Source organism: Pseudomonas sp. TMW22090, assembly GCF_022496665.1.
GTDB lineage: Bacteria > Pseudomonadota > Gammaproteobacteria > Pseudomonadales > Pseudomonadaceae > Aquipseudomonas > Aquipseudomonas gregormendelii.
On sequence record NZ_SCFH01000004.1, the window covers coordinates 147077 to 171713 of the forward strand.

Annotated in this window: 23 protein-coding genes; 15 read left to right on the plus strand and 8 right to left on the minus strand. The window is 62.8% G+C overall.

The window, feature by feature from the left end; all coding sequences use genetic code 11:
- Window positions 1-9: 9 nt before the first annotated feature.
- The 12 genes from EQV97_RS13185 to EQV97_RS13240 all read left to right on the plus strand — a co-directional run bounded on the left by EQV97_RS13185 (window position 10) and on the right by EQV97_RS13240 (window position 14949).
- The gene (locus EQV97_RS13185; RefSeq protein ID WP_122839185.1) at window positions 10-1602 is read left to right on the plus strand and encodes a Wzz/FepE/Etk N-terminal domain-containing protein; all 1593 of its coding nucleotides are present in this window, start codon (window positions 10-12) and stop codon (window positions 1600-1602) included.
- The gene (locus tag EQV97_RS13190; protein WP_240889043.1) at window positions 1599-2702 is read left to right on the plus strand and encodes a glycosyltransferase family 4 protein; all 1104 of its coding nucleotides are present in this window, start codon (window positions 1599-1601) and stop codon (window positions 2700-2702) included. Before EQV97_RS13185 ends, EQV97_RS13190 begins: the two co-directional genes overlap by 4 nt.
- Complete coding sequence (locus tag EQV97_RS13195; protein WP_225568573.1) at window positions 2699-4066, plus strand: O-antigen ligase family protein; 1368 nt, start codon at window positions 2699-2701, stop codon at window positions 4064-4066. The genes EQV97_RS13190 and EQV97_RS13195 overlap by 4 nt, the downstream gene beginning before the upstream one ends.
- Window positions 4063-5031, plus strand: coding sequence for a glycosyltransferase (locus EQV97_RS13200; protein ID WP_240889044.1), 969 nt, complete (start codon window positions 4063-4065; stop codon window positions 5029-5031). Before EQV97_RS13195 ends, EQV97_RS13200 begins: the two co-directional genes overlap by 4 nt.
- Complete coding sequence (locus tag EQV97_RS13205; protein WP_122839188.1) at window positions 5024-6160, plus strand: glycosyltransferase; 1137 nt, start codon at window positions 5024-5026, stop codon at window positions 6158-6160. Before EQV97_RS13200 ends, EQV97_RS13205 begins: the two co-directional genes overlap by 8 nt.
- A gap of 12 nt (window positions 6161-6172) precedes the next feature.
- Window positions 6173-7174: a polysaccharide deacetylase family protein gene (locus tag EQV97_RS13210; protein ID WP_240889045.1), complete on the plus strand. Its 1002-nt coding sequence runs from the start codon at window positions 6173-6175 to the stop codon at window positions 7172-7174.
- Entirely contained in the window at window positions 7171-8475 is a 1305-nt protein-coding gene (locus tag EQV97_RS13215) for an oligosaccharide flippase family protein (RefSeq protein ID WP_122839190.1), read from the plus strand. The genes EQV97_RS13210 and EQV97_RS13215 overlap by 4 nt, the downstream gene beginning before the upstream one ends.
- Window positions 8472-10385, plus strand: coding sequence for a hypothetical protein (locus EQV97_RS13220; RefSeq protein WP_240889046.1), 1914 nt, complete (start codon window positions 8472-8474; stop codon window positions 10383-10385). The genes EQV97_RS13215 and EQV97_RS13220 overlap by 4 nt, the downstream gene beginning before the upstream one ends.
- 23 nt (window positions 10386-10408) lie before the next feature.
- Window positions 10409-11653, plus strand: coding sequence for a GNAT family N-acetyltransferase (locus EQV97_RS13225; protein WP_240889183.1), 1245 nt, complete (start codon window positions 10409-10411; stop codon window positions 11651-11653).
- Window positions 11625-12422, plus strand: a complete 798-nt coding sequence (locus tag EQV97_RS13230; RefSeq protein ID WP_122839402.1) for a ChbG/HpnK family deacetylase — start codon at window positions 11625-11627, stop codon at window positions 12420-12422. The genes EQV97_RS13225 and EQV97_RS13230 overlap by 29 nt, the downstream gene beginning before the upstream one ends.
- A 135-nt stretch (window positions 12423-12557) precedes the next feature.
- Complete coding sequence (locus EQV97_RS13235; RefSeq protein WP_122839192.1) at window positions 12558-13052, plus strand: PaaI family thioesterase; 495 nt, start codon at window positions 12558-12560, stop codon at window positions 13050-13052.
- A 196-nt stretch (window positions 13053-13248) separates the two neighbouring features.
- Window positions 13249-14949: an amidase gene (locus tag EQV97_RS13240; protein ID WP_240889047.1), complete on the plus strand. Its 1701-nt coding sequence runs from the start codon at window positions 13249-13251 to the stop codon at window positions 14947-14949.
- A gap of 76 nt (window positions 14950-15025) precedes the next feature.
- On the opposite strand, the gene EQV97_RS13245 is transcribed toward EQV97_RS13240, so the two are convergent.
- The 4 genes from EQV97_RS13245 to EQV97_RS13260 all read right to left on the minus strand — a co-directional run bounded on the left by EQV97_RS13245 (window position 15026) and on the right by EQV97_RS13260 (window position 19881).
- Window positions 15026-16105 carry a DUF2955 domain-containing protein gene (locus EQV97_RS13245; protein ID WP_240889048.1) on the minus strand — a complete coding sequence of 360 codons (1080 nt, stop codon included), beginning with the start codon at window positions 16103-16105 and terminating at the stop codon, window positions 15026-15028.
- On the minus strand, window positions 16095-17234 hold the full coding sequence (locus EQV97_RS13250; RefSeq protein ID WP_240889049.1) for an HlyD family secretion protein: 1140 nt from the start codon (window positions 17232-17234) through the stop codon (window positions 16095-16097). Before EQV97_RS13250 ends, EQV97_RS13245 begins: the two co-directional genes overlap by 11 nt.
- Window positions 17231-18784, minus strand: coding sequence for a TolC family protein (locus EQV97_RS13255; protein ID WP_240889050.1), 1554 nt, complete (start codon window positions 18782-18784; stop codon window positions 17231-17233). Before EQV97_RS13255 ends, EQV97_RS13250 begins: the two co-directional genes overlap by 4 nt.
- Window positions 18785-18867: 83 nt before the next feature.
- Window positions 18868-19881 (minus strand): GlxA family transcriptional regulator, encoded by a 1014-nt coding sequence (locus EQV97_RS13260; protein WP_122839196.1) that lies wholly within the window; start codon window positions 19879-19881, stop codon window positions 18868-18870.
- Between the two features lie 169 nt (window positions 19882-20050).
- Here EQV97_RS13260 and EQV97_RS13265 point away from each other — a divergent pair, with 169 nt between their 5' ends.
- The 3 genes from EQV97_RS13265 (at window position 20051) to EQV97_RS13275 (ending at window position 21224) form a co-directional block, all read left to right on the plus strand.
- Window positions 20051-20491, plus strand: a complete 441-nt coding sequence (locus tag EQV97_RS13265; RefSeq protein ID WP_122839197.1) for a hypothetical protein — start codon at window positions 20051-20053, stop codon at window positions 20489-20491.
- Between the two features lie 140 nt (window positions 20492-20631).
- Window positions 20632-20889, plus strand: a complete 258-nt coding sequence (locus EQV97_RS13270) for a DUF6555 family protein (RefSeq protein ID WP_045062182.1) — start codon at window positions 20632-20634, stop codon at window positions 20887-20889.
- A 92-nt stretch (window positions 20890-20981) separates the two neighbouring features.
- On the plus strand, window positions 20982-21224 hold the full coding sequence (locus EQV97_RS13275) for a hypothetical protein (protein ID WP_201147360.1): 243 nt from the start codon (window positions 20982-20984) through the stop codon (window positions 21222-21224).
- A 63-nt stretch (window positions 21225-21287) separates the two neighbouring features.
- On the opposite strand, the gene EQV97_RS13280 is transcribed toward EQV97_RS13275, so the two are convergent.
- The 4 genes from EQV97_RS13280 to EQV97_RS13295 all read right to left on the minus strand — a co-directional run bounded on the left by EQV97_RS13280 (window position 21288) and on the right by EQV97_RS13295 (window position 24621).
- Window positions 21288-22139: a DUF3618 domain-containing protein gene (locus tag EQV97_RS13280; protein WP_122839199.1), complete on the minus strand. Its 852-nt coding sequence runs from the start codon at window positions 22137-22139 to the stop codon at window positions 21288-21290.
- A complete protein-coding gene (locus EQV97_RS13285; protein WP_240889051.1) occupies window positions 22136-22567 on the minus strand; it encodes a phage holin family protein in 432 nt (143 codons plus the stop codon). Before EQV97_RS13285 ends, EQV97_RS13280 begins: the two co-directional genes overlap by 4 nt.
- Window positions 22567-23205, minus strand: coding sequence for a hypothetical protein (locus tag EQV97_RS13290; protein WP_225568584.1), 639 nt, complete (start codon window positions 23203-23205; stop codon window positions 22567-22569). Before EQV97_RS13290 ends, EQV97_RS13285 begins: the two co-directional genes overlap by 1 nt.
- A gap of 324 nt (window positions 23206-23529) precedes the next feature.
- Window positions 23530-24621 (minus strand): ABC transporter ATP-binding protein, encoded by a 1092-nt coding sequence (locus tag EQV97_RS13295; protein ID WP_225568585.1) that lies wholly within the window; start codon window positions 24619-24621, stop codon window positions 23530-23532.
- Window positions 24622-24637 lie beyond the last annotated feature (16 nt).

Below are 24637 nucleotides of genomic sequence, written 5' to 3' on the forward strand. Positions count from 1 at the left end.
GTGACCGTCATGAATCCAAAAGAAAACTACCTGCACGAGTTCTTCAGGATCTTTTTCGCCAACAAGCAGTTGGTGAAACGAGTTTTCCTGATCTTTGCAGTGATCGCACTGATCTTGCCGCTGATGCTCAAGCAGAGCTTCGATATCACCGCCCAGGTGATCGTGCAGTCCAAAAAACTCTCCCAGGGAGATGCCACCACCTCTCTCAACCAGGAGAACGCTTCGTTCATTCCGCCATCGCTGGCAGACATGGAAACCGAGAGCAATATCCTGCGTTCGCCGGGACTGATTCGCGAAACGCTCAGCCAGATGCGCGAGAACAGCGAGTACACGCCGCCGGTGAGCCCGTTCACCAAACTGGTAGCGCAGCCATTCAAGGACTACGTCACCACACCCATTCGCGAACACCTGATCAATCCTGTGCGCAATGCACTGGGCCTGGAAACCGACCCGGTACGGGACACCGAACTGGATGCCCTGACGCAGCAAGCCATGAGCGACCTGAAGGTCGAGACCCTGCCCGGTTCCAACGTGATCTCGATCGTCTACAGCTTTCCCGACCCGGCCCAGGGCACCAAGTTCGTTGCCGCCCTGCTGCAGAACTACCTGGTCAGCCGTCAGGCTCTGCAATCGATCGACCTGCCGCAGAGCTTTTACGAAACCAAGAAAATGCAGTACCAGGTGCGTCTCGACGGCCTGGAAGGTAACCGCCTCGCCCTGCTTGAAGGCGTCGGCTCGGCGGATCCTCGGGAGGAAATCACTTTCCGCCTGAACGCCATCAACACCGAGGAGCAGGCACTCAACCTCTACCAGGATCGCCTGCTGCAAAGCAAACGCTGGCTCGACTACCTGAAAACCAGCCTGGCTGCGGCCAAGGACGCCAAACTCAACGACTACTCCTTCCCGTACACCTTTACCACCACCACCGACAACGTGGCGTTCGAGGATCGCGAGGTCAAGCAACTCGGCGAATTGCTGATCAGCCAGGTCAGCCGTTACATGAATGACCTGTCGGTGTTCCAGCCTGGCAGCGAACCCATGTTGCTGCAGCGCGAACAGATCACCCGGACTCGCGGGCAGTTCCTCAAAGTGGTGAACAACCGCATTCAGGAACGCACCGCCGACCTGGCCGTGATCGGCTCGGTGATCGACCAGAAAACCGCGCGCATTGCCCAGTTCAAGAACCGCATTCACCAGTTGCAGGAAACCCAGAGCAAGCTGCGCCAGATGGACACCGAGATCGAGGCATTGCACGCCGCGTTCTCCACCTACGCCCAGCGTTTTGCTGAAAGCAGCACCGCCCGCTCGCTGGACAACGACCTGTCCAACGCACGGATTCTCAGCCCACCGTTCGAGCCGACGGAAGCCGCATTTCCCAAACCGATGGTGATCATCCCATTGGGACTGCTCACCGGTTTGCTGCTGGCGATCGCCTTCGTTTACGTACGTGAGTTCTTCGATCACCGCTTCAAGCATCCAGCGCAAATCTCCCACGAACTGGGCTTGCCAGTGCTGCTGGTGATCAACGATCAGAACGTCGAGCCGATCAACCCGCACAAGAACTGGACCGTGCCGCGCTTCGCGCATTGGGTGCGCAATTGAACGCGCCGCTCAGCCAGACTGCACCTGCAAGCACCCTGCCGATCATTCATTTGCTCAGCAGCGGCGGCTTCTATGGGGCTGAGCGGATGTTGCTCGATCACTGCCTGGCAACACCCGGGCAGCACCAGGTGCTGTTTCTGGATGCGCCGCCAGAGCTGATCGCGCGGTTTCGCGAAGCCGGCGTCGACTGCCGCAGTTGCGCGGGGCCGGGCGCCTTGCTCAGGCACCTGCGCCGGCGCCGCAGCGAGCGGCCGCTGATCAACACCCATAACTTCAAGGGCCTGTTGTTCGGCTGGGTTGGCGCGACGCTGTTGCGCCTGCCGCTGGTGATTACTCAGCACGGCTTCACCCCGCGCAGTCGCAAGCAGAAGTTCTACACCTGGCTCAGCCTGCAATTGTGCCGCACGGCTTCGGTGGATCGCGTGGTCTGCGTCGCCGAAAGCATCGCCGTATTGCACCGTCAAGCCAGGGTCGAGGGGCAGAAGCTGCAGGTGATTCCCAACGGTTTGCCAGCCGCCACCGGGCAATTGCCCCCCAGTACCGACCGGCAGCGCTTTCTCGCCGGTTACGTTGGGCGGCTAAGCAGTGAAAAAGGCCCGGACCTGTTTCTGGATGCGCTGATACCGCTGTGTCAGCAGTACCCGCACCTGGACGCCGTGATGCTTGGCGACGGCCCGGAACGCGAGGAACTGCTGGCACGCATCGACGCAGCGGGCTTGCAGGAGCGCATCCGCTTGCCCGGTTACCAGACCGACATGGGCCAGTGGTGGCGACAACTTGATGCGCTGGTGATCAGCTCGCGCACCGAGGGCACGCCGATGATTCTGCTGGAGGCGATGCAGGCCGGGGTGCCGGTGGTAGCGTTCGCGGTCGGCGGGATTCCAGACGTACTGCAGGACCGACACAACGGCTTGCTGGCAACGCCGGCCGACAGCAGCGCCCTCGCCCGCCAGATCGGTACGTTGCTGGCCGAGCCGGCACTGACCGGCGAACTGATCGACAACGCAAAACGTACGCAACAGGATCGCTATGACCTCAAGGCCCTGGCCGAACGCTGGTCGCAGCTTTATATCCGTACTGCACGGGAGGCACGCGCGTGATTGTTCCGCTCTCGATCGTCAGTTTGCTCGCCCTGGTCTGCCTTGGTTTGCTGGCCAGCCCTTTTCCTTTCCTGGCGCCGGGGGTGGTCCTGGGCCTGGTCGGCGTCGCGGTCCTGTACCGCAAGCCGACCTGGGGCCTGTTGGGCATCGCCGCCATCCTGCCGTTCGAGGGCCTGTTCAAGGACAGCGCCTTTCCCGGTTCGAAAATCCTGGGTGCCTCGCTGGTGCTGATCCTGATGTTGCAACTGGCGATGCACCAGCTGCCGGCAGAACGCTTGCGCAGCAATATCTGGCGCTTTCTGCTCAGCTTCATGGCGCTGTACCTGCTGAGCCTGCTGAACAGCGACAACATGAGCGTATCGCTTGGGCATCTGCGTGACCTGAGTGTCGGCCTGGTGCTGTTTATCATCACCTTGCTGATTGGTCGCGAACTGAATCTGAACACCTTCGCCAAACTGGTCACCCTCAGCGTCGCGGTGACCTGCGCCATGACGCTGTTCTCCGTTAAATACCAGGACGCCGGGCGTGCTGCCGGCTTGTTGAAAGACCCGAACAATTTCGCCCTGATGATCGCCTTTGCCGTGCCCCTGGCGCTGTTTCTGGTCATGCGTAGCTCGAACATGCTGCACCGGCTGTTCTGGGGTGGGTGCACCCTCCTGCTGTTGGTCGGCATTACCAAGACCGAATCCCGCTCGGGCCTGGTGGTGCTGTTTATCAGCCTGTTGATCGGCGCCTGGCACTACCGGGCATTGCTGCCCCGCATCCGTCCGCGGCATCTGGGGTTTGCCATGCTGGGTCTGGCGATCGTGATTCCGCTTGCGCTGTACGCGATGCCGGCCAGCTACATCAAACGCATCGAGTCCTTGAGCATCCTGAGCTCCGGCGCCAGGAGCCAGGACGCGTCCCTGGGCCGCCGCGCGTCCTACATCGTGGTCGGCAGCGGGATGATTGCCGAGAACCCGTTGATCGGCACCGGTCCCGGTACCTTCCCGCTGCACTACGCAGCCACCGGTTATTCGAAGGCCTTCGCCTTCAACAGCAACCCCGAGGAACTGTACCGGCACGCGCACAACACCTACCTGGAGATTTTCAGTGAGCTGGGGATTCCTGCCGGGCTGATGTTTGTCGGCATGCTCGGCCTGGCCATGTACAACCTGACGCGGGCGCGTCGCGCCTGGAGGCTGCGCGGCAATAGCGAGCAGGTCGACATGCTGACGCACCTGAGCATGAGCTTTGTCTCGCTGACGCTGTTCCTGATGTTCCTCAGTGCGCCGAACCACAAGTACCTGTGGATCATGCTCGCGCTGACCAGCGTGCTGCGTATCAAAGCTGAAGAAAGCGCTCCCTTCGAGGCTCGGACATGAACAGCATCAGCATCGTCATCCCGATGTTCAACGAGGCGCGGCATATTGGGCGCACGCTGCTCGCTGCGCAGAAGGCCGCGCATGCCGCCGACCTGCAATGCGAGCTGATCGTGGTCGACAATGGCTCCACTGATCGGGGCCCGCAGATTGCCCGGCAGTTCGGCGCCCAGGTGCTGGTGATGCCTGGCCTGGCGATCGGCGCCTTGCGCAATCGCGGTGCCGCCATCGCCAGCGGTCACTGGCTGGCGTTTATCGACGCCGACATCGAGATGCCCGAGGACTGGCTGACCCGGCTGATCGAACTCGACGCCGCCGGCCAGGCCGATGTATTTGGCCTGGACCTGCACACCCCCGCCGAAGCGCCCTGGTACGCCACCGCCTGGCAGCGCCGTACGCTGCGCCCCAGCGCCCATACCGTGCAGACGGTGGACTGGCTGCCCAGTGCCAACCTGCTGATGCAGCGCAGCTGGTTCGACAAGGTCGGCGGTTTCGACGAAAACCTGCGCACCGGGGAAGACAAGGAGTTCACCCTGCGCCTGGGCAAGCACGGCGCGCGCCTGCTCACCGCCAACCAAAGCGTGGCCCTGCACTGGGGTTACGAAGGCAGCTGGCGGGAATGGATGGGCAAGGAAATATGGCGTCAGGGCAGTCATCTGCAATTGCTGCGCACCCACGGCATGAGCCTGCGACTGCTACGCTTTCCGTTGTTGTCGATCATGGCCTGGGTAGTGGATTTCCTCGCCATTTCAGCACTGCTCAACGGCTACCCGCATCACGCGCTGCTGATGGTTGTGCTGACACTGTTGCCGGCGCTGATGCTGAGCTTGCGCCAGAGTGCCAAGCACCGCAGCGTCGGCCTGACGGTGCAACTCTGGGGCTTGCACTGGGTGCGTCTGCACCTGGCCGGCGCCGCGTTCATTCTCAGCCTTTGCCAATGGAATGCCAGGAGGCCCGCCCGTGGCTGAATTCATTTTCTGGATGTGCCTGCTGCTGCCGGTGTACGCCTATCTGGGTTATCCCATGCTGCTGACGTTGCTCGCACCGCTGTACCCGGCGCGCCGTCCAGCGCCGGCGCCACCGATGAACGTGAGCATCGTGATTGCCGCCCACAACGAGGCGCGGCACATCGAGGAAAAACTGCGCACGCTGCTGGCCCAGGATTACCAGCCACGCTCGCTGCAAATCATCCTGGCCAGCGACGGCTCTACCGACGCCACCGTGGCCTGTGCGCACAAGGTTGTCGACCCGCGCATCACGGTGCTCGACCTGCCCCGCGGGGGTAAGGCCGCGACCCTCAACGCCGGGGTAGCACTGAGCAGCGGTGACATCCTGGTGTTTACCGACGCCGACAATCAATGGGCCACCGACACCCTCGGCCACCTGCTCGCGCCGCTGACAGACCCTGCGGTCGGCGCCTGCGCCGGGCACATGGTGATCCCGGTGACCGGCAAAGGCCTGAGCATCGGCGACAGCCTGTATCGACATTACGAAGGCTGGTTGCGCCGGGTGGAGAATCGCACCGGCTGCATGGTCTCCGCCGATGGCGCGCTACTGGCGTTGCGACGCGAGTTGTTCCAGACGGTGCCGGCTGAGGTCAACGATGATTTTTTTATCAGCACCTGCGCACCTGTGGCGTTCAAACGCATCGTTTACGTGCCCCAGGCCCAAGTGATCGACCAGGGTGTCGACGAGGCAGACAAACAATTCCGCCGGCGCCAGCGCGTGACCGTCGGCGGTCTGCAAAGCCTGGCCCAGCGCCGCGAACTGCTCAACCCGTTCAAGCACGGGCTGTACGCCATCGCGCTGATCAGCCACAAGCTGATCCGCCGCCTGGCCCCCATCCTGTTGCTGCCGTTGTTGCTGAGCAATTTCTGGCTGTGGCAGGAGCATGCTTTCTACCAGGTGTTCCTGGTCGCGCAACTGCTCGGATATGCGATCGCCATCGCCGGTCTTCTGGACTCGCAACACCGCCTGCCCAAACCCTTCCGCCTCGCCGCCTTCCTGCTGGTCACCCTTGCCGGGATGAGCATCGGGCTGTGGCAGTTCCTGCGCGGCCAACGCTATGCACGATGGAACCCCGAACAAAATCGCTGAGAGGATGGAACCATGGGGATTATGCAATTGTTCAAACAGACCAGCGGATGGCTGTACCTGAACTCGTCAGTGGGGCGCAATCAACTGCAAGGCGCCGGGGTGATCCTGATGCTGCATCGGGTGCTGCCCGATGACAACGCCGCCGACCTCCCCCATCGCAACGAACTGTGCATCGGAACCCAGGCGTTCGACCACTTTCTGGGCTGGCTGAGCAGGCACTTCGACTGCGTGCCGCTGATGGACATCCTGCAACCCACCCAAAGCCCGACGAAGCGGCCAAGAGTGAGCCTGACATTTGACGACGGCTGGCGCGACAACGCCCTGCATGCCTTCCCGGTATTGCTCAAGCATCAAGTGCCGGCGAGTATTTTTCTCTCCAGCGATTTCATCGGCAGCCGCCAGCGGTTCTGGTGGGAAAGCCTTGGCGAAACGCTCTGGGGCACTCATGGCGAGGAAGCGCGGATACACCTGATCGAATCCCTGCAACAGGCCGGCCGGCCACTGCCGGCGCTGCTGCACGATGCCAACGAGCAACGCCGCAGCCTGGCGCTGCTGCGCTTTCTGCAGAGCCTGAAAACCCTGCCGCCCCAGGCGCTCAGCCGCCTCACCGACGAGTGTCCGGCCGAATCCATGCCCCAGGCACTGGACTGGCAGCAGGTGCGTGAGATGGAAAATTCCGGGCTGGTGCGTTTCGGTCCGCACGGTGCCAGCCATGCGATCCTCACGGGGCTCGACGATCGTACCCTGGCGGAGGAAATCCGCCGTAGCCGCGATGCGCTGCACAACGGCTGCCAACGGCCGTTGCCAGTCTACTGCTACCCCAATGGTGACAACGATGCGCGGGTGCGGCGTCAGGTCGCCGACCATGATTTCCCGTTTGCCCTGGGCACCGCTACCGGGATTTACCGTGGCCACTCGGATCCGCTGGCACTGCCCAGGTTCGGCGTCAGCCAACGGGTGGCGCGCAATCCGCAGTTGTTGTCCTGGCGCATCTGCCGCGGAGCCCGCGCATGAGTCGCAACACGTACCTGAAAAACCTGGCCGTGAGCATGGGCACCAAGCTGGCGATGATCGCCGTGCGCCTGCTGCGCAACGTCTTGCTGGCGCGGATTCTGGGGCCAAGCGAGCGTGGTCTGTTTGCCCTGCTCAGTACCCTGCCCGAACTGATCAGCGCCGCCACCAGTGGCGGGCTCAATTCGGCCGTCGGCTTCCAGGCAGCGCAGCATCGGCCCATGGGTCTGTTGCTGAGTCAGGTATTGGTGTACGGCTGCTTGCTCGCCGGGTTGCTGACGGTGGTGGTAGTGGCGCTGACGCGGGAGTTTGGCAGCGAACTGGACATCACCCTGCAACTGGGTTTGCTCGCCTGGTTATTGTTGTTGGCGGTGCCGCTGACGGTACTCAAGAGTGGCCTGTTGACGCTGCACAACGCCTCGGGCAACGTGATGGCGTTCAACGTCTTGCGCCTGATCGAATCGGTGGCGCCGCTGCTGCTGTTTCTCGCCCTGTTCTGGATGTGGAAAAACGCGGCACTGGAAGCCGCGTTGATCAGTTGGTTGGCCGGGCTCAGCATGGTGGTGCTGACCGGCTGGATGTGGCTCAAGCGAGCCCAGCCGGTGATCTTGCAGTGGGATCGGGCCAGCCAGAAAGAACTGCTGCGCTACAGCGCCCGCAGCCATCCCGACCTGTTATTCCAGCAGGTGATCCTGCGCTCCGACTATCTGTTCATCGGCGCCATGTTGGGTACCACGGCCCTGGGCCATTACGCGATGGCCAGCGCGGCTGCCGAATTGCTGCTGATCGTTCCCGAAGCCGTGACCACTCCGCTGATGAAGAACCTGCTACAGCAGGAAAAGGGCATTGAGAAACTCACGCCCCTGGCATTGCGCCTCACCGCCACGGTGATGATCGGTGCGTGCCTGTCCATGGCGCTGATCGGTGAATGGCTGATCATTACCCTGTTCGGGGTTGCCTATCAACCGGCCTACCCGGCCCTCCTGGCACTGCTGCCGGGCCTGCTGGGCCTGTGTTACATGAGCATCCTGCGCCTGGACCTGCTGGGCAAGAACCGTCCCGGCGCGATTTCCCTGCTGATGGGTTTCAGCGCCCTGCTCAGCCTGCCGCTGAACCTCATACTGATCCCCGCCTATGGCATCGTCGGTGCGGCAGCGGCTTCTTCAATTGCCTACCTGGCGGTGACTGTGGCACTGCTGCTGCTGTACTGCCACTTGAGCCGGGTGCCTGTCTGGCAAACCCTGATCATCCTGCCCAGCGACGTGGCGCCCATGCTGCAAATGCTGCAACGGAAGTCAGCATGAAGTGGCTGTTACTGCTCACCAGTTTGTGTCTGAGCGTCGAAGCCGCCCCTATGCGCTGGGCGCAAATTCGCGACGGCAGCCTGTACCTGCAACCCGATAGCCCCGACACGCTGACCGTGCGCTGGACGCCGGCCTGGCAGGCACAAGCCAATGAAGAACAGCTGTACCTGATCGATGGCCAGGGCAAATTGCAGGCCGAACGCAAGATAGCCGCGAGTGAAACCAGTGGCAGACAAAGCTGGCCGCTGGCACCGAGCGCGGCCAGTTACCGCCTGGAAATTCCAGGCTACAGCTTCCGCCGGTACACGGTGGAGCACGACGAGCGCACGGTCGCGCTGTTTGCCCCGGCCAAGGTGCATTTCAGCGCCGAACCCGGGGACAACGAGGAGTTGTACTTCAAGGTCGCGGCCGGCGAGCACGCAGTACTGGCCGGCAAGTTCCACGGCGGCGTGGAGGCCTTGCAGGCGCAACGGCTGGATGACGGCAAGCAGCTGTCGCTGGCCCTCAAGCCCTACCCGGCGTATTGGCAGTTCGACAAGATCGAGTTGCCGGTGGCCGCCGCTGACCAGGTCTGGCGCCTGCGTTTGCGCGGCAGTGGCAAAGTGGCGTTCTGGCTCGATGGCACGGCCAACCTGTTTGCCCAGACCCCACAGCAACTCAAACCCGTGCGCGAAGACTTCGGCAAGACCCGCCTGAACCTGCACCCGGGAGTGATCGGCAAGACCCCGAACCTGGGCATCGCCATGCCCTACGCGTTGCCACCGCCATCGACTTTTGCCTTGTTCGATGCGCTCAAGGCCACGGCCGCGACCCATTACAGCCTGGTCGATATCATGGCGACCCGGCCGCATTACGAAGACAAATTCCGTCGCCTGTTCCAGGAGCGCTTCGGCATCACGCAGAACCTGACCCTGCTGGCCGGGCGGTACCGAGTGGCCGACCTGCGCCTCGATGCCAACAGCACCGCCGGGCTCGATGCCTGGCTGGCCGCCACTCGCGCCCTCGGCGGCAAAGGCACGCACTACATCGGCTTCGCCGACGAGCCAAACCTCAACTACCGCGACTACGCGAGCTATCAGGCGATCTTCACCAGCATGGCCCGCCAGGTACGCAGCGACCCGGCCAATGCCAAGGCCGGGGTGCGCATTGTGATGCCAGCGAGCTCGCGGTTCATCAACGGTCCGTTCATCGAAAACGCCGAAGACCGGCGTGGCATCGACTGGGCCCGGCGCCTGCTCGCCGAATCCGGGGACAGCATCGACGCGCTGGCCTGGCACGAATGGATGGTGCGCGACCTGCTGGCGACCCGGGTCTATCGCGACAGCGTGCGGCGCGCTGCCGAACTGGTCGGCCTCGATGCCCAAGGTCGCCCACGCAAGGCCTTGCTGCTGGACCAAACCAACATGTCCAGCGGGAGCAGCCTCAGCCCGTACGACCAGGAGACCCATTACGCTTCACTGTGGTGGGCCTCGGTAGCGATCAATTCATCCCAGGATGGCTTGCTCGACATGCTCGGCTGGTTCCAGGCCGCCGACGAATCTGACCATCGCAAAGGCATGCTGCGCATGCTCGACGAAGAGCACTACGAGCTCAAACCGGTGGGGTATGCCCAGCAGTTCATGCAGCAGCACTGGCTGCACGACGTGATGCGCCTGGAGAACGACGCCTTCGAAGTGGATGTGCTGGCCATGGCCAGCGACCATCAACGCAGTCTGTTCGGGGTCAACAAAGGCGCGCGCATCCAGCTGGTCAGCCTGGAGGGCACGGCCTGCCCGCTGAACAACGGCACATTGCATTACTTCGGCGCGGACAATCGCAGCCGCGAAGCACCTTTCAAATGCCAGGGCGGCCGCATCAGCTTCGAGCTGCCTGGGGAAACCTTGTTCGCCCTGCGCTGGAGCGCCTCATGAACGCCACGGACCGACCTGAACCTATGACAGCACGATTTGAATGGCGTACTTCGCTGTGTACACCCGACTTCCCCGCAGCGGCTTATGAAGCGTTGCGCCTGCGGGTCGCGGAGCACACTCCGTTCAACACGCTGGCCTGGATGTGCGCGTCGGAACAGGCCCTGGCCGTCGGATGCCAGGTGCATGTGCTGCTGGCCTGGCGAGGCGATGAGCTGCAGTTGTGCCTGCCCTTGGTGGCATCGGTGGAGCGTTTCGGCGGGTTGCCTTTCCGGGTGCTGCACCACCTGGGCTACCCCCTGGCCGATCGCCTGGCGCTGCTTGCCCGCCTGGACGCCGGGGACGTGCGCCAGGCATTGGCGCAGGTTCGCCGCAAACTGCCCCACGCCTTGCTGCAATTGAACGAGTTTTGCGCTGCCGCCGGCGAGGAAAGCGCCCTGACCCACTGGATGGCGCGCAGCTCTACCGGTGAACGGCGCCTGAGTTGTCGCGTGCCCGTGCACCAGATCAGCGAGGCCGACCACCAGGAAATTTCCGGCGACCCGCGCTACAAACTGCGCCGCGCACGCAAACGCATCGCTGCCTGTGGTGCACAAGTGCGGCGCATCACCCCGGATGCGTCGACCATGGGTCCGTTGCTGCAGGCCATCAGTGAAGTCGAGGCGGTAAGCTGGAAAGGTGACGAAGGGGTGGGGATTTTTGCCGATGAGCGCCACCGCCAATGGATGAATCAAGCCTTCACCGCCCTCGCCGCCCAGGGGCTGGTGCGGGTAGTAATCCTTGAGTTGGACGGGCGCTGCATCAGTTACCGCCTCGGGCTGCTCGAACAGGGTCGGCTGTACGATTACAACCTGGCATTCCTGCCGCAATACGCCGACCTGGGCAGCGGCCGCGTCTTGCTCGAAGAGTGGATTCGCTGGGGCCTGGACGACAACTGGCGCTGGATCGATGCCTCGCGCGTCAGCCTGGAAAATTCCAGTCATCAACTGCACGAGCGCATGACCGGGCAACTGGAGCACTGGCGCTGGAGCTTCTATTCCTGGCGACCCAGCGGTATCGCCCTGGGGCTGGCGTTGCGGGTATGGCAGGCGCTCAAGCCGCGGTTGCAACAATGGAAAGCGCGGCGTGCGGCCAAGGCCGTAAAACCGGCAGCGGGGCAACCAGTGGAAGCCGCCGTGGCCACGCCTGCCCCCGCTGCCAAGCAGGGCAAAACCAGGAACACCGCCATACTGGAGGGCAAACATGCCACGTCAAGTCATAGTCAACGCTGATGATTTCGGGCTCAGCCCAAACGAAAACGCCGTGATTTTCGGTGCATTCCAGGCGGGCGTGATCAGCTCCGCCACGGCCATGGCCAACATGCCGGCCTTCGAAGCCGCATGCGTCATGGCCCGGCATCCGCTGCTGACCGGGCGCATCGGCCTGCACTTCAACCTCACCTACGGCCAGCCGTTGAGCCTGGGCATTCTTTCGCGCCCACACTTCTGCGACAACGCCGGGGTATTCGACCTCAACCTGCCCCGCCATCGCCTCTGGCTCAGCCGCGAAGATCGCCAAGCGGTTCTGGAGGAGCTTGAAGCGCAATGGCAACGCTGCCTGGACAACGACGTGCGACCCAGCCATCTGGATTCCCATCAACACGTGCACAACATCTGGCCGATCGGCGAAATCGTCGCACGCTTCGCCGCCCGCCAGGGCGTGCCGGTGCGTCTGGCGCGCAACCTGGGGGAAAACCTCAACCTGCCCAAGCGCGTATTCAAGCGCTTGCTCAACGCCCGTCTCCAGCAATTGGCCGGCGCTACTGCCGATTATGTGTGCACGCCTGTGGACCTGCGTAACGCAGCCATGCCGACCGACGGAGTATTGGAAATCGTCGCCCACCCGAACCAGATCGGCGCGGATTTCGGCGACGCTTACCTGAATCCCGAGGAGTCGCTCACGCGGTTGCTGGAGCAGCGGATGCGAGGTGTGCCGCGGGTGTCCTATGGGGCGGTGACCAGCGTCGGGCTACCGGGCGGGGCGGTGGTCGTGAAACCGTAAGGCAGCGCATTTTGCAGGCGCTCGTTTGCCGGCGATGGCGATCTCAGGGGCGTCATTGCCGGCAAGCCAGGCTCCCACAGGCCAGGTAATTCTTATAGGCTTGGCAGATTCCCGGAATAAAAAGAGGAACCTCCCATGCTCGACACTTCCCTGCAAGACTGCGCCGCGCCAGAAGGCGTCTGCTATGGCTGTGGCGGCAAGAATCCCCATGGTTTGCATATCAAGAGCTTCTGGCACGAAGACGGCATCCATGTCATGGCCGAGCACCTGCCCGATGCCCGTTACTGCGGTTGGCCCGACCTGGTTTACGGCGGACTGATCGCCATGCTGGTGGACTGCCATTCGAACTGGACCGCCATGGCCTATCACTACCGCGCCGAAACCCGCACAGCCGATAGCCTGCCGCGCATCGACTGCGTCACCGGCAACCTGGGCATCAAATTCATCAAGCCGACGCCCATGGGTGTGCCGCTGACCCTGCGCGCCAAAGTCGAAGGTGACGTTGGCCGCAAGACCCGGGTGATCTGCGAGGTGTATGCCGATGGCGTGCTGACAGCGGTGGGCGATTCGGTGTTCGTGCGGGTCGATACCGGACAGCTGGCCGCCGCTGCGCATGGCCGCGAGGGTTGAGGCTTCGGTACTTTTTTTGCCGGCGGCGCGCCCACTCTGGTGCAAAATAGGCACTCGACCGATAAGCTCAGGCCCTGTCGCGAATGCAGTGCAACGAGAGTCATATGAATATCCAAGTTGAGAAGTGTGATGCCCCCCGGACCCAGCGTATTGGTTCACCCCAGCACATCATTCAAACAATGTCGGGGGTAACCGCATGATCGAGGTCACTGAGGTTTCCATTGCGCAGCTGCGGGCGGCGCTCGAGTCGGGCCAGACCACCGCCGTTGAACTGGTCCAGGCTTATCTCGCCAGGGTCGATGCCTACGACGGGCGCGACACGCCGACAGCGCTGAACGCAGTGGTGGTGCGCAACCCTGAAGCCCTCGCCGAAGCGCAGGCATCCGATGAGCGCCGCGCCAAGGGCCAGACCCTCGGCCCGCTCGATGGCATTCCCTACACCGCCAAGGACAGTTATCTGGTCAAGGGGCTGACGGCCGCCTCCGGCAGCCCGGCCTTCGTCGACCTGGTGGCTTACCGTGATGCGTTCACCATCGAGCGCCTGCGTGGTGCGGGTGCGATCTGCCTGGGCAAGACGAATATGCCGCCCATGGCCAATGGCGGTATGCAACGCGGGGTTTATGGCCGTGCGGAGAGCCCGTACAACGCCGATTACCTCACTGCGCCCTTTGCTTCCGGTTCGTCCAATGGCGCGGGTACGGCAACGGCGGCCAGTTTCGCCGCGTTCGGGCTGGCGGAAGAAACCTGGTCGAGTGGCCGTGGGCCGGCATCGAACAACGGTTTGTGTGCCTATACGCCTTCGCGCGGGGTGATTTCGGTGCGCGGCAACTGGCCCCTGACGCCGACCATGGACGTGGTCGTGCCCTTCGCCCGGACCATGGCGGATCTGCTCGAAGTGCTCGATGTGGTGGTCGCGGAAGATCCCGACACCCGCGGCGACCTGTGGCGCATGCAGCCCTGGGTACCGATTCCGAGCGTGGCCTCGGTGCGTCCGGCGAGCTACCCAGCGCTGGCCGCGAAGGCTGAGGCCCTGGCCGGGAAACGCCTGGGCGTACCGCGCATGTATATCAATGCCGACCCCGAGGCTGGCACGGCAGAAGCGCCGGGCATTGGCGGGCCGACAGGCCAGCGCATCATCACCCGGGATTCGGTGATCGGGCTTTGGCAACAGGCGCGTCAGGCGCTGGAAGCAGCGGGCGCGCAAGTGATCGAAGTGGATTTCCCGCTGGTGTCCAATTGCGAGGGTGATCGCCCCGGAGCACCGACGGTCTTCACTCGGGGCCTGGTGTCGAAGGCGTTTCTGCACCACGAACTCTGGGACCTGACGGCCTGGGCGTTCGATGATTTCCTGCAGGCCAACGGGGATCCAAAGCTCAACCGGCTGGTCGACGTCGACGGCCCGCTGATCTTTCCCCACGACCCAGGCACCCTGCCCAACCGCGAAGGCGACCTGGTTGCGGGCATGGACGAGTATGTGCGCATGGCCGAACGCGGCATCACGCCGTGGGACCAGATCCCCACGGTGCCTGACGGCCTGCGCGGACTGGAACAGACCCGGCGCATCGATCTCGAAGACTGGATGGATCGCCTGGGCCTGGACGCGGTGCTGTTTCCGACAGTTGCCGACGTGGCACCAGCGAATGCCGATGTCGATCCCCGTTCTGCGGACATCGCCTGGAGCAACGGCGTCTGGGTCGCCAATGGCAACCTCGCCATCCGCCACTTGGGCGTCCCTACGGTGACGGTCCCGATGGGCGTGATGCCGGACATTGGCATGCCGGTGGGCCTGACCTTTGCCGGTCGTGCCTATGACGATTCATCGTTGCTGCGCCTGGCCAGTGCGTTCGAGTCCACCGGGTCCAAGCGCCTGATCCCGCCGCGTACGCCTGCGTTGTAGGGAAAATGCCTGTGGGAATTGGGGCGACATGTTGGGGGCTGGTGTCCGCTTGGTTTTAAAAGATCGCAGCCTCGTTTCACTCGACAGCTCCTACGGGGTGGGGAGTGGGTTGGGGGGCTGGGTGGGGAGCGAGAATTGGGGCGGCGGGGAGTGCTCGGCGTTGCTCGAGCAGATTGACCATCAGGCATGCGTACAGCGTCACGGCGATAAACAATCCCATGCGTATGGCAAAGGCAGTGTAGACGTCCTTGCCCGCTGCGCTGTCCTGCACTGACTGGCCCAACAGGATGATCATCGTGATCAGGCTGTTGAGCCAGAACCCCGGGCTTAAACCCGTTGGGCTGAGCCGGTAGAGCTTGCGCGCCAGCACCAGGCCGAACAGCAGCATCCACAGGAAAAACATCCACAGGTGCACAAACAGGCTCAGTGCACACCACAACAGGATCGCCAGCAAACCGCCCAGCAGGGTCGAGCCGACCAGCTCCCGACCGACGTTGTGAGTGTGGCTGGTCGAGCTTTGCTGACCCAGGCTGACCGCCTTGAGAATGATCGGCAGGTAACTGGCCGGGTCGATCAATGCCAGCAGGAAGGTCGGCAGGACGATCAGGGTGGCTCGCAGCGCCACCCGTGCGGTCTCGGCAGGCGGCAAGCCTGGGGGATTGGGCGATGGCGGAGCATCCGCCGGTTCGGCAAACAGCCAGTGACTGCATGCCACGGCCAGCACTGCGAGCAGCAGGCCCTTGACCAGTGCCTCGATGACCGTCGCCGCCAGGCCGAAATCGGCCACCCCGGCTGACGAAATCATGGTCAGGCCGATGACCAGGAACGTGACGATAAGCGCATTGCCACCGCGCAGGCCGAAGCGCAATACCAGGAACAGACAGAGGCCAATCAACAACACGCCGCTGAGCGGGTAGTACCGCAGGACCGGAATCAACAACAGACCGATGCCGGTCGTCAGCAGCGCCGCCAGCGCCAGGACCAGTGCTGCCTTGAATGGCAGGGGCCGATTCAGCGTCGCCAGCAACAACACCGCCAGCACCGGCGCCACGAAAGGAATCGGCAAGCCCAGGCCGAAACTCGCCGCCAGGCACAGCGCAGTGCCCGTGGCCAGGCGCAACGCGCGCCGGGCCCTGATCGTGGTGTCAGTAGACATACGACAGCCAGCTCATGAAGCCCAAAAACAAGCGACCGAGTGGGTTCAGCGGATTGCCCTCGCGGGGAAAAGCCATGACTTCAGCCTGCCCGCCGGCGCGGATCCCGCGACTGTCGCGCAAGTGCTCCTTGGCTTCGGAGGAGAATTCGATAATCACCGGGAAGCGCTGCGCCGGGCGCAACCAGTCGCGGCTGTTCTGCACACTGGGCAGGGTTCCGGGCGCGGGCGCCTGACCGACGCTGACCCCGTAACCCACGCTGCGCACGCGCCCCTCGAACACCTCCCCCGGCAGCGCATCCAACACGATCGCCACCGGCGTATCGATTTGGACCAGGCCCAGATTATTCTCGGTCATGTCGGCACTGACCCACACATCGTGGATCGCAATCAGGGTCATCACCGGACCTCCGGCAGCGGCAAACTGGCCGGCATCGGTGCGCAGGTCCGTGATCAACCCGGAGGATCGCGCGCGCACCCGGGTATTGGCCAGATCCAGTTCGGCTTTTGATAACGCCGTGGCGGCACTGCGCAGGGTCGCGTTGTCCTCCTCGCTGCCGCCCTCCTGTTCCCGTGCCCGCTGGACTTCGGCGCGGGCTGCGGCGACCTGGCTCAGGGCCTGTTCGCGATTGGCCCGGGAGACTTCCAGCAAGCGCACCGAGATGGTCCCCGGATCGTCCCGATACAAGCCTTCAAGGCGCTGATTGTCCTGGCGCGCCTTGAGTTCGTTGGCCTGGGCCGCCCTCAGGTTGGCCTGCGCGGCAGCAATGCCGGCAGTGCCGGCACCGATCTGGCGCCGGGTCGACTCAAGATCGGCTCGCGCCCGATCCACGGCAATCTGGTACGGCTGGGGATCGACCTCGAACAGCACCTCGCCGGCCTTCACATCCTGATTGTTCCGCACGTTGACCCGAATCACCCGCCCTGCCACTTCCGCCGCCACCGGAATTACGAAGGCCCCTACCCGCGCCTGTTGCGTATACGGCGTGAAGCGATCCGCCAGCAGGTACCAGGCCAGGCTCAGGACAATCAACAGCAACACCCACTTGAGGCCCTTGCGGCTCGGATCTGGAGAGGGTGCAGGTGCTGGCGCCGGCGGTGTTTCAGACGAGGGCGGGACAGTGTCGCTCATGGTGTTTTGACCTCGTCGGGCTGGGGAAAGGCAGGCTGGGCAACTGCAGGCTCGTCCAGCAGATCGCCCCAGTCGGTGCGCGCTTGCATCTGCCGGCGAGTGGCGGGATCGAGCATTGGCTGGGCGCTGGACCAGCCGCCACCCAAGGCTTTGTACAGGGCAATGACATTGCTCACGGCATTGCTGCGGGCCACCAGGTAGTTGTCCTGTTGCTCCAGCAGCGCCCGCTGCGCATCCAGCACTCGCTGGAAGTCCGAGTAACCTTCGCGGTACTGCGCGCTGGCCAGCACCAGCGAGCGCTTGGCGGCCACTTCAGCCTCGCCCAGGATGCGCTCGCGCTCAAGGGATTTGATCAAGCCGCCAGCGGCATCATCGGCTTCCCGTGCCGCCTGGCGAACCTTGTCGCGATAGACTTCGATCAACTGTTGCAACCGCGCATCCTGCACTCGCACGTTGTTGCTGATCTGGCCATGGTCGAACAGATTCCAGCGCAGGCTCGGCCCCCCTATCAGGTCCAGGCTGCGCGGGGTGCCATCCAGTGAATCAGCGGACCAGACGATGCTGCCAAGCAAGGTCAACGAGGGATAAAAATCGCTTTCGGCCACGCCGATCAGCGCCGACTGCGCAGCGACATTGAGCTCGGCAGCTCGCACGTCGGGGCGACGCAGCAGCAGGCTGGCGGGCACATCCTGCAGCACCGCCCGATCCACCAGCGGAATCAGCCCGTCACTCGCCGCCAACTGCGGAACGCCGCCGGGTGGCTGGCCGATCAGTACGGCCAGGGCATTGCGGGTGCGTTGCAGCTGGTCCTCAAGACTGGGGATGGTGCTCAGGGTGCCCAGGTATTGAGTCCGGGCCTGCTGCAGATCCAGCTCAGCGTTCTGCCCGCTGTTGAACAGCTTCTCGGTGATCTCGAAATTACGCTGTTGCTGCCGGGCATTCTGCTTTGCCACCCGCAACCGCGCCTCGGTGGTGCGCAAGGCAAAATAGGTGTCCGCCACTTGCGCGTGCAGCAGCACCAGCACGTCTTCGTAGTTGGCACGCGCGGCGAAATAGCTGGCGTCGGCCGACTCGATGGCGCGGCTGAAGCGCCCCCAGAAATCCAGCTCCCAGCCCACATCGAAACCCACGCTGTGCTGCCAGAAGTGGCTGTCCTGCGGATTGCTGCCGCCGGATTGCCGGCGGTTGAAGTACAGGCTGTCGGCACTGGCTTGCTGCAGCTGCGGGTAACGCCCGCTTTCGGCAATCCCCAGCCGCGCCCGGGCTTCCATGACCCGCAGCCCGGCGACTTTCAGGTCTGCGTTACCCGCGTCCGCAGCGGCAATCAGGCGATCCAGCAACGGGTCGTTGAACACCTGCCACCACTCACGCAGGTCCGGACTCTGTTCGCGCCGGCTGGCCTGTTCCAGGGCCGGGCTGCGCCATTGCCGGCTCCATGCTTCGCCCGGCGCCTGGAAATCCGGCCCCAGACGCACACAGCCGCAAAGGCCGAGCACCCCAAGGATCAGCAGTTGGCGCGGGCGACTGAGCAGGGCTGCGCTAGAGGGCATGGATGTCTTCCGATGCGACGGTCAGTCAAGCATAGCCACAGAATAACGAGACCAACGCAGTTCCTCCGGGCAGCGTCCCGACGCTACTTCACCAGGCGCTTTTCCTTGGACGGCCGGTAGCCGAAGTAGGCGCTGTAGCACTTGCTGAAATGGCTTGGCGAGACGAACCCGCAGGCCACCAGAACTTCGACCTGAGACAACTCGGTGTGCTGCAGCAGCCGGCGCGCCTCGGTAATGCGCAGCTCCAGGTAATAGCGTTGCGGCGTGGTGCCCAGCTGTTCCTTGAACAGGCGTTCGAGTTGTCGCCGCGAACGACCGGCGTAGACCGCCAGTTGCTCCAGTTCCAGCGGCTCTTCAAGATTGGTGTCCATGAGCTTGACCACCTCGCGCAACGGCGCGCTGACGCAGATGTTCTCCGCCGGCTTGATTCGCCGGTAACGCGATTCCTCAAAGGCCAGGATGTCTTCGACACCCTCGACCAGGGCTTTATCGTAGAGACTCTTGATCCAGTCCAGGGCCATGTGAAAGGCGCCCGAAGGACTGGACGCCGTGAGCCGGTCGCGATCAATGACGTAGGGTTCACTACTGACCTGGGTCGCGCGGGAGATTTCCGCGAGCGCCGGGCGGTGTTCCGGATGAATGGCGCAGCGATAGCCCTCGAGCAGGCCCGCCTTGCCGAGGAACCAGGCGCCGTTCCACAAGCCGGCGAGCATCACGCCCTGCTCCGCTGCGGCCTTGAGCTGAGAGATAAACGCTTCGTTGGCCTTGAGTTCGGTTCGATAACCACCACACACCACCAGCAGATCCAGCCCCTTGATCGCTGAACCGTCGAGACGCGCATCCGGGCGAATGACCAGCCCCAGATCGCTGACTACTTCGCCTTCGCTCAAGCCGAAGGTGCGCGTGGTGAACACTCCTGGACGCAACAGATTGGCGGTCACGAGCGTATCCAGCACCTGCGTGAAGGCCGGCAGCGAAAAATGCTCAAGCAGCAGGAACCCGCAGCGCACCACTTGAGGTGTCGCGCTGGCGTTGTCATTCAGGTAACGAAGGTTCTTGCCCTTTAACCCTTCACTGAACTGGCGTCTTTCGATCAATGGTCGACCTGCTTTGCGACGAAAACCAATACGTTATGGGGCGCATGGAGAAAGCGCAATGGCGGCACCTGGAAAGATATTGAAGCCGCTGACCCTCGCTGCCCGGTGCTACGCTGTGAATGCCTGAAAGAAATAGCGCGCCCTTTTGCATCCGCTCGAGAATCCACCCATGAAGCCGATCCTGATAAGCGGTATCACCCTGGCAATGGTCGGCACGCTGACGTACTCACTGCTGCAGTGGCGCGATGTGCAAAACCACACCCAGGAATTACGCTGCGGGGAAGCCAGGGAGGCATTGAAAGGAGTCGAAGTGCGGGCTCGGGCGTTGGCGGCAGGTTTGACGGTGGATGCCTATGCCAAGGCCGAGGAAGAGGACGTGGCGAAACTCGTCGGAGCCCTGGATGCCGCCAGGAACGATGTCGAGATTGACTCGGTGATGGAATCCCACGCCACGGCGATCGGTGCCGAGGACGCCGCCATTGATGCCGAAGTCGACAGTCGGGGCAACCAGGCCTTCCTGGAGCAAACCTTGCGCAAGCAGCGAATACCGGTGGACGTCAAACAGGAACTGGAACGTGCCGCCAAGGCAGTCAGGCTGATCTGCAGCTGAGCGGCTGGAAAAGGGAGTCTCCAGAACCTTATAAAGTGCATTTTTTTTCCTGAAAATAAGCGCTTAACGCCGCCGGGAAATTGCTTTGAATTTTTTCTGACACCACCACTCCTTTGTCTATGAGCATAAGGAGGGTCCTCATGAACAGCACCGGTCTCTACATCATTGAATACCTGCTCCACGGGGAGCCGAGGTCGTTCATCATCCGTGCAAAAGTGATGAGCAATCGCGATGCCTGGCATTGGGCAAGTTGTGATGCCGGCATAGCGCCCATCCCCAAACCCGGAAGGCCGCCGCTCAAAGTGGTATCCAGGCCCCAGGCGGAAAAATACGGCGTTGTCGAAGTGCGCTGGCGCGAGTCGGCCAAGCTCGACTGGACCGAGGCGACGCCGTCCTGAATAACCGGGGGCCGGCGGTCAGCGGGTATGAAAAATCCCGAACTCGACCTGCACCCTTGCATCCAATGTGAAAGCCGATGGAGGTATGCGACATGAACGACAATGATGACCGCAGCAATGATGGCGAATCACCCGTGACATCCAACGCACCACCCAGGGACTCGTCCGGCAAGCCGGTGAATGTGGTGCAGAGGGATCTGGCGGACACGGACGACGATACCCGCGCAGTGGACGAAGTCATCACGCCCTCCTCCACCCGCACCAAGGAGCAGGACACCCAAGAGCTGCAGAAAAAGGTCGATGAGATAGAGCGCAAAGTGGCCGATGGAAACTGACCACAGGTGTCACACGGAATAGAGGGAGGCCTGACGCAGGCCTCCCTTTTTTCACACCTGCTGTCAGGAAGTACCCAACCCTGCGGACAAGTCCGCTGGAGCGCTGGAGGCAGTGCGTTGTTGCCCGTTCGGGACGCTACTGTTCATATCCGTCTGGGCCGCCGTTGGCGCATCGGCATGATCAGTGGTCTTGGTGACGGTATCGCGCACCGCTTCAAATCCTTCACGCGCCTGCTGCTTGACCTTGTCCGTCAGTCCCGCGCTGGTTTTGCCCAGGTAACGTTGCTCGGTAGCCGTCGAGGGGATCGCGGCGCCCAGTAACGCGCCCAGCGCGATGCCCGCCGCAGCGACCATCAACGGCTGTTCCCTGAGTAGATGTGTGAACTGATCCCCCATTGCCTGCGTACCGCGCGCGAGCCGATCACTGGCGTCGTGCATGGCGTGACTGACGTTGTCAGTGGCGGCCCCCAGGCTGTCGCCCAGGTGCGCGGCCTTGCCCTTGACGGACTGGTAGCCTTCCTTCATGGAATCTGCGGTGTGGTGCAAGCGGTCCCGCGCGCTGTCAATGCCGTCCGACACGCCATCGGCCCACTCTCCGACCCTGCTGTGCTCTGGACCACTGCGATAACCGACGTTCGGGCTTGGGGGGCGATTCTGGCTCATCATCAGCCACAGCAACCCCACCGAGGTCAGCACGGCGGGCACCGGATTGTTGCGCACGCTGGTACCCAGGTTGGAGAGGAACGCGGTGCCGTTGCCTTGCATCACGCCCCACGCCTGGTCAAACATCTGGCCCGGGGTGAACTTGCTCTCCAGTGCATCGACGATGTTGCCAATGCTGGCGCGCTGCGCGTCGATTTCACGCTCGATCGCTTCCGGGCTTTTTTCCGATTCCAGTTCGAATTCGCTTTTCATGAGACTTTCCTCCGCAGGGCTTCCTGGTCCTTGTTCAAGGCATCCAGGGTGCGATCAGGCTTGAAGTGGAATGGCTCGAATTGTTTTTTACCCGACTGCAGCATGGCGAATCCGATGATCATCACCACCACGCCCACTATAAGTGCCGCGAGCCAGGGCGCCATCACCATCGACAGGCCGTAGACCACCGACATCAACAGGATGATGAAGCCCGCCAGCAGCACAATTGCCCCGCCGGCCACCCCGGCAATGCCGGCCTTGAGCGTAATGAGACTGGCCTGCAGCTCGGCCTTGGCCAGGGCCAGTTCCTTGGTGAACAGGGCCGGAACCTCACGTGACAACTGGCGCAACAGGCCGACGACTGAAGCGTCGGTTTCAACCACGGGTACGGGGCGTGCGCCCGGCAGATCTGGGTTTTCTCTGTTCATCACAGTGCTCCCTTGAAGTCATTCGAACCTGGAGTTGTCGGGGTCGCAAAGTCGGTGGGATGGTCCTGCTCACCCGGCGCGGACGGGGTGATGCCGGTGTCTAGCCCGGTGTGCGCAGCGACCGATGTTTCGTACGGGCGCTGCGCACCAAAGCTGCCGGGCGCAGGCGCAGAGCTGCTGTTCTCTGAAGGCTTTTGCGCGCTGGCGGTATAGGCCGCAGCAGTACCAGCCTTGAGGAATCGCGACAGGCCGAATCCCAGCGCGACGCTGCCTGCCAGGAACAGGGCCGGATTGTTGCGCGCCAGATCGGCCGCATCGTGCAGCAACTGCTCGGCGCTTTTGCCACGCAGATTACCGGCCAGGCCGGTCATGGATTCGGCCATGTCGGCCAGGTAGTCGGACATGCCGAGGCTGTCCTTGTCTTCGATCTCCGAGACAAAGGACTTTGCCCCTTTGGCCAATGCCTCGATCTGATCGGCAGCGGTATCGCGGTACTGCCCGAACTGCGCATCCGCTTGTTGCCTCGCGTCACCGAGCGCCTCGGTGACGCCTTCCTTCAAATGTTGAAAATCGGCCTCCGGTCTTGCGGAGCCCTGATGATCGTTCTGACCTTCAGTCCTGCTGTCTGGAATATTCATGACGTCCCTCGCCTTTCGAAAAATGCGTTTTCGGGTGCGCCACGACAGTTTCGCAGCCGCCCTCAGTTCAGATGACGGAGCTGCATTAACAGGAGTTCAAACAGAATGATGAGCGACAAACGCGCCGACGGGTAACCCAACAAGTCGTCTGAAAGCCGCGTCAATAAAAAGAATTCAGGACGCTGACTGCGGTCTGCGTCTGACTGTTGCAAAGTCCGGACTTGGTTTTCTCAAATGCGCGCTGACGGTCGGCCAGCCTGGATTTCGACTGGCCCAAGGTCATAACGAGCAATCTTTGCTTGTGCAGAGGGTGGCAGTCGGGGGTCAGCTGCCATCGCGCAAAATCAGCGCATGTCCCCCGTCCCACTCGGCGAACAGGCTCTGCCCGCAATGCACGCCCAGCTGGTTATAGTCGGCATGGGTCTTTTGCACCTTCAGCTCCAGGCCGCCGCTGGCTTCGAGATACACGTTGACCATCGAGCCAATGAACTCCTCCCCGACGACAGTGCACGCCAGCCGATTTTGCCGCACCGGCCGGGTGGTCAGTTCGATATGCTCGGCGCTGACACAGACCGTGACCGCCTCCCCTGCACTCACCGATTTGCCCTCCGGCAGTCGCGCGACGAAACTACCCTGCGCTGATTCCAGCCGCACCAGACCGCTGTCGTCGAACCCTGCCACCGTGCCGGGGAAGATGTTCTTGCCGCCGACGAACTCGGCCACGAAGCGATTGTGCGGTTCAACAAATACCGCCTGGGGCGTGCCAATCTGCTCCACCCGGCCACGGCTCATGATCACCACGCGATCCGCCATCGCGAAGGCCTCGGACTGACTGTGGGTGACATAGACAAAGGTAATGCCCAAGTCCTTTTGCAGCCCGGTGAGTACCCCCTGCATGCGCACACTCAGGTGCGCATCGAGGGCACTCAATGGCTCGTCGAGCAGCAGGATCGGGGGTTCCGTGACCAGTGAGCGGGCCAGCGCCACACGCTGGCGCTGGCCCCCGGACAGCAGGCTGATGTCCCGATTGGCGAACTCCCCGAGGTCCAGACGCTCAAGCCAGTGCAATGCCTTTTTGCGCCGCTGCGCCTTGGCCATGCCGCGCATGCGCAGGCCGAACTCGACGTTTTCCAGTACATTCAAAAATGGGAACAACGCCAGGTTCTGCCACACCAGTGGCGTCTCCCGCTGCCAGGAATACAGGTCATTGATGCGCTCGCCGTTCAGGCGGATTTCGCCCTCGCTCGGTTTGTCGAGCCCGGCGAGCATGCGCAGTGTCGTGGTCTTGCCACACCCGCTGGAACCCATGATGGCGACAAATTCGCCTTTGTAGATCTCCAGGTTGAGCCGCTCGACAGCCTGGTAGCTGCCGAAATGCTTGACCACGTTGTCAAATACCACCAGCGGTTGAGTCATGGCGTAGTCCTTCGGG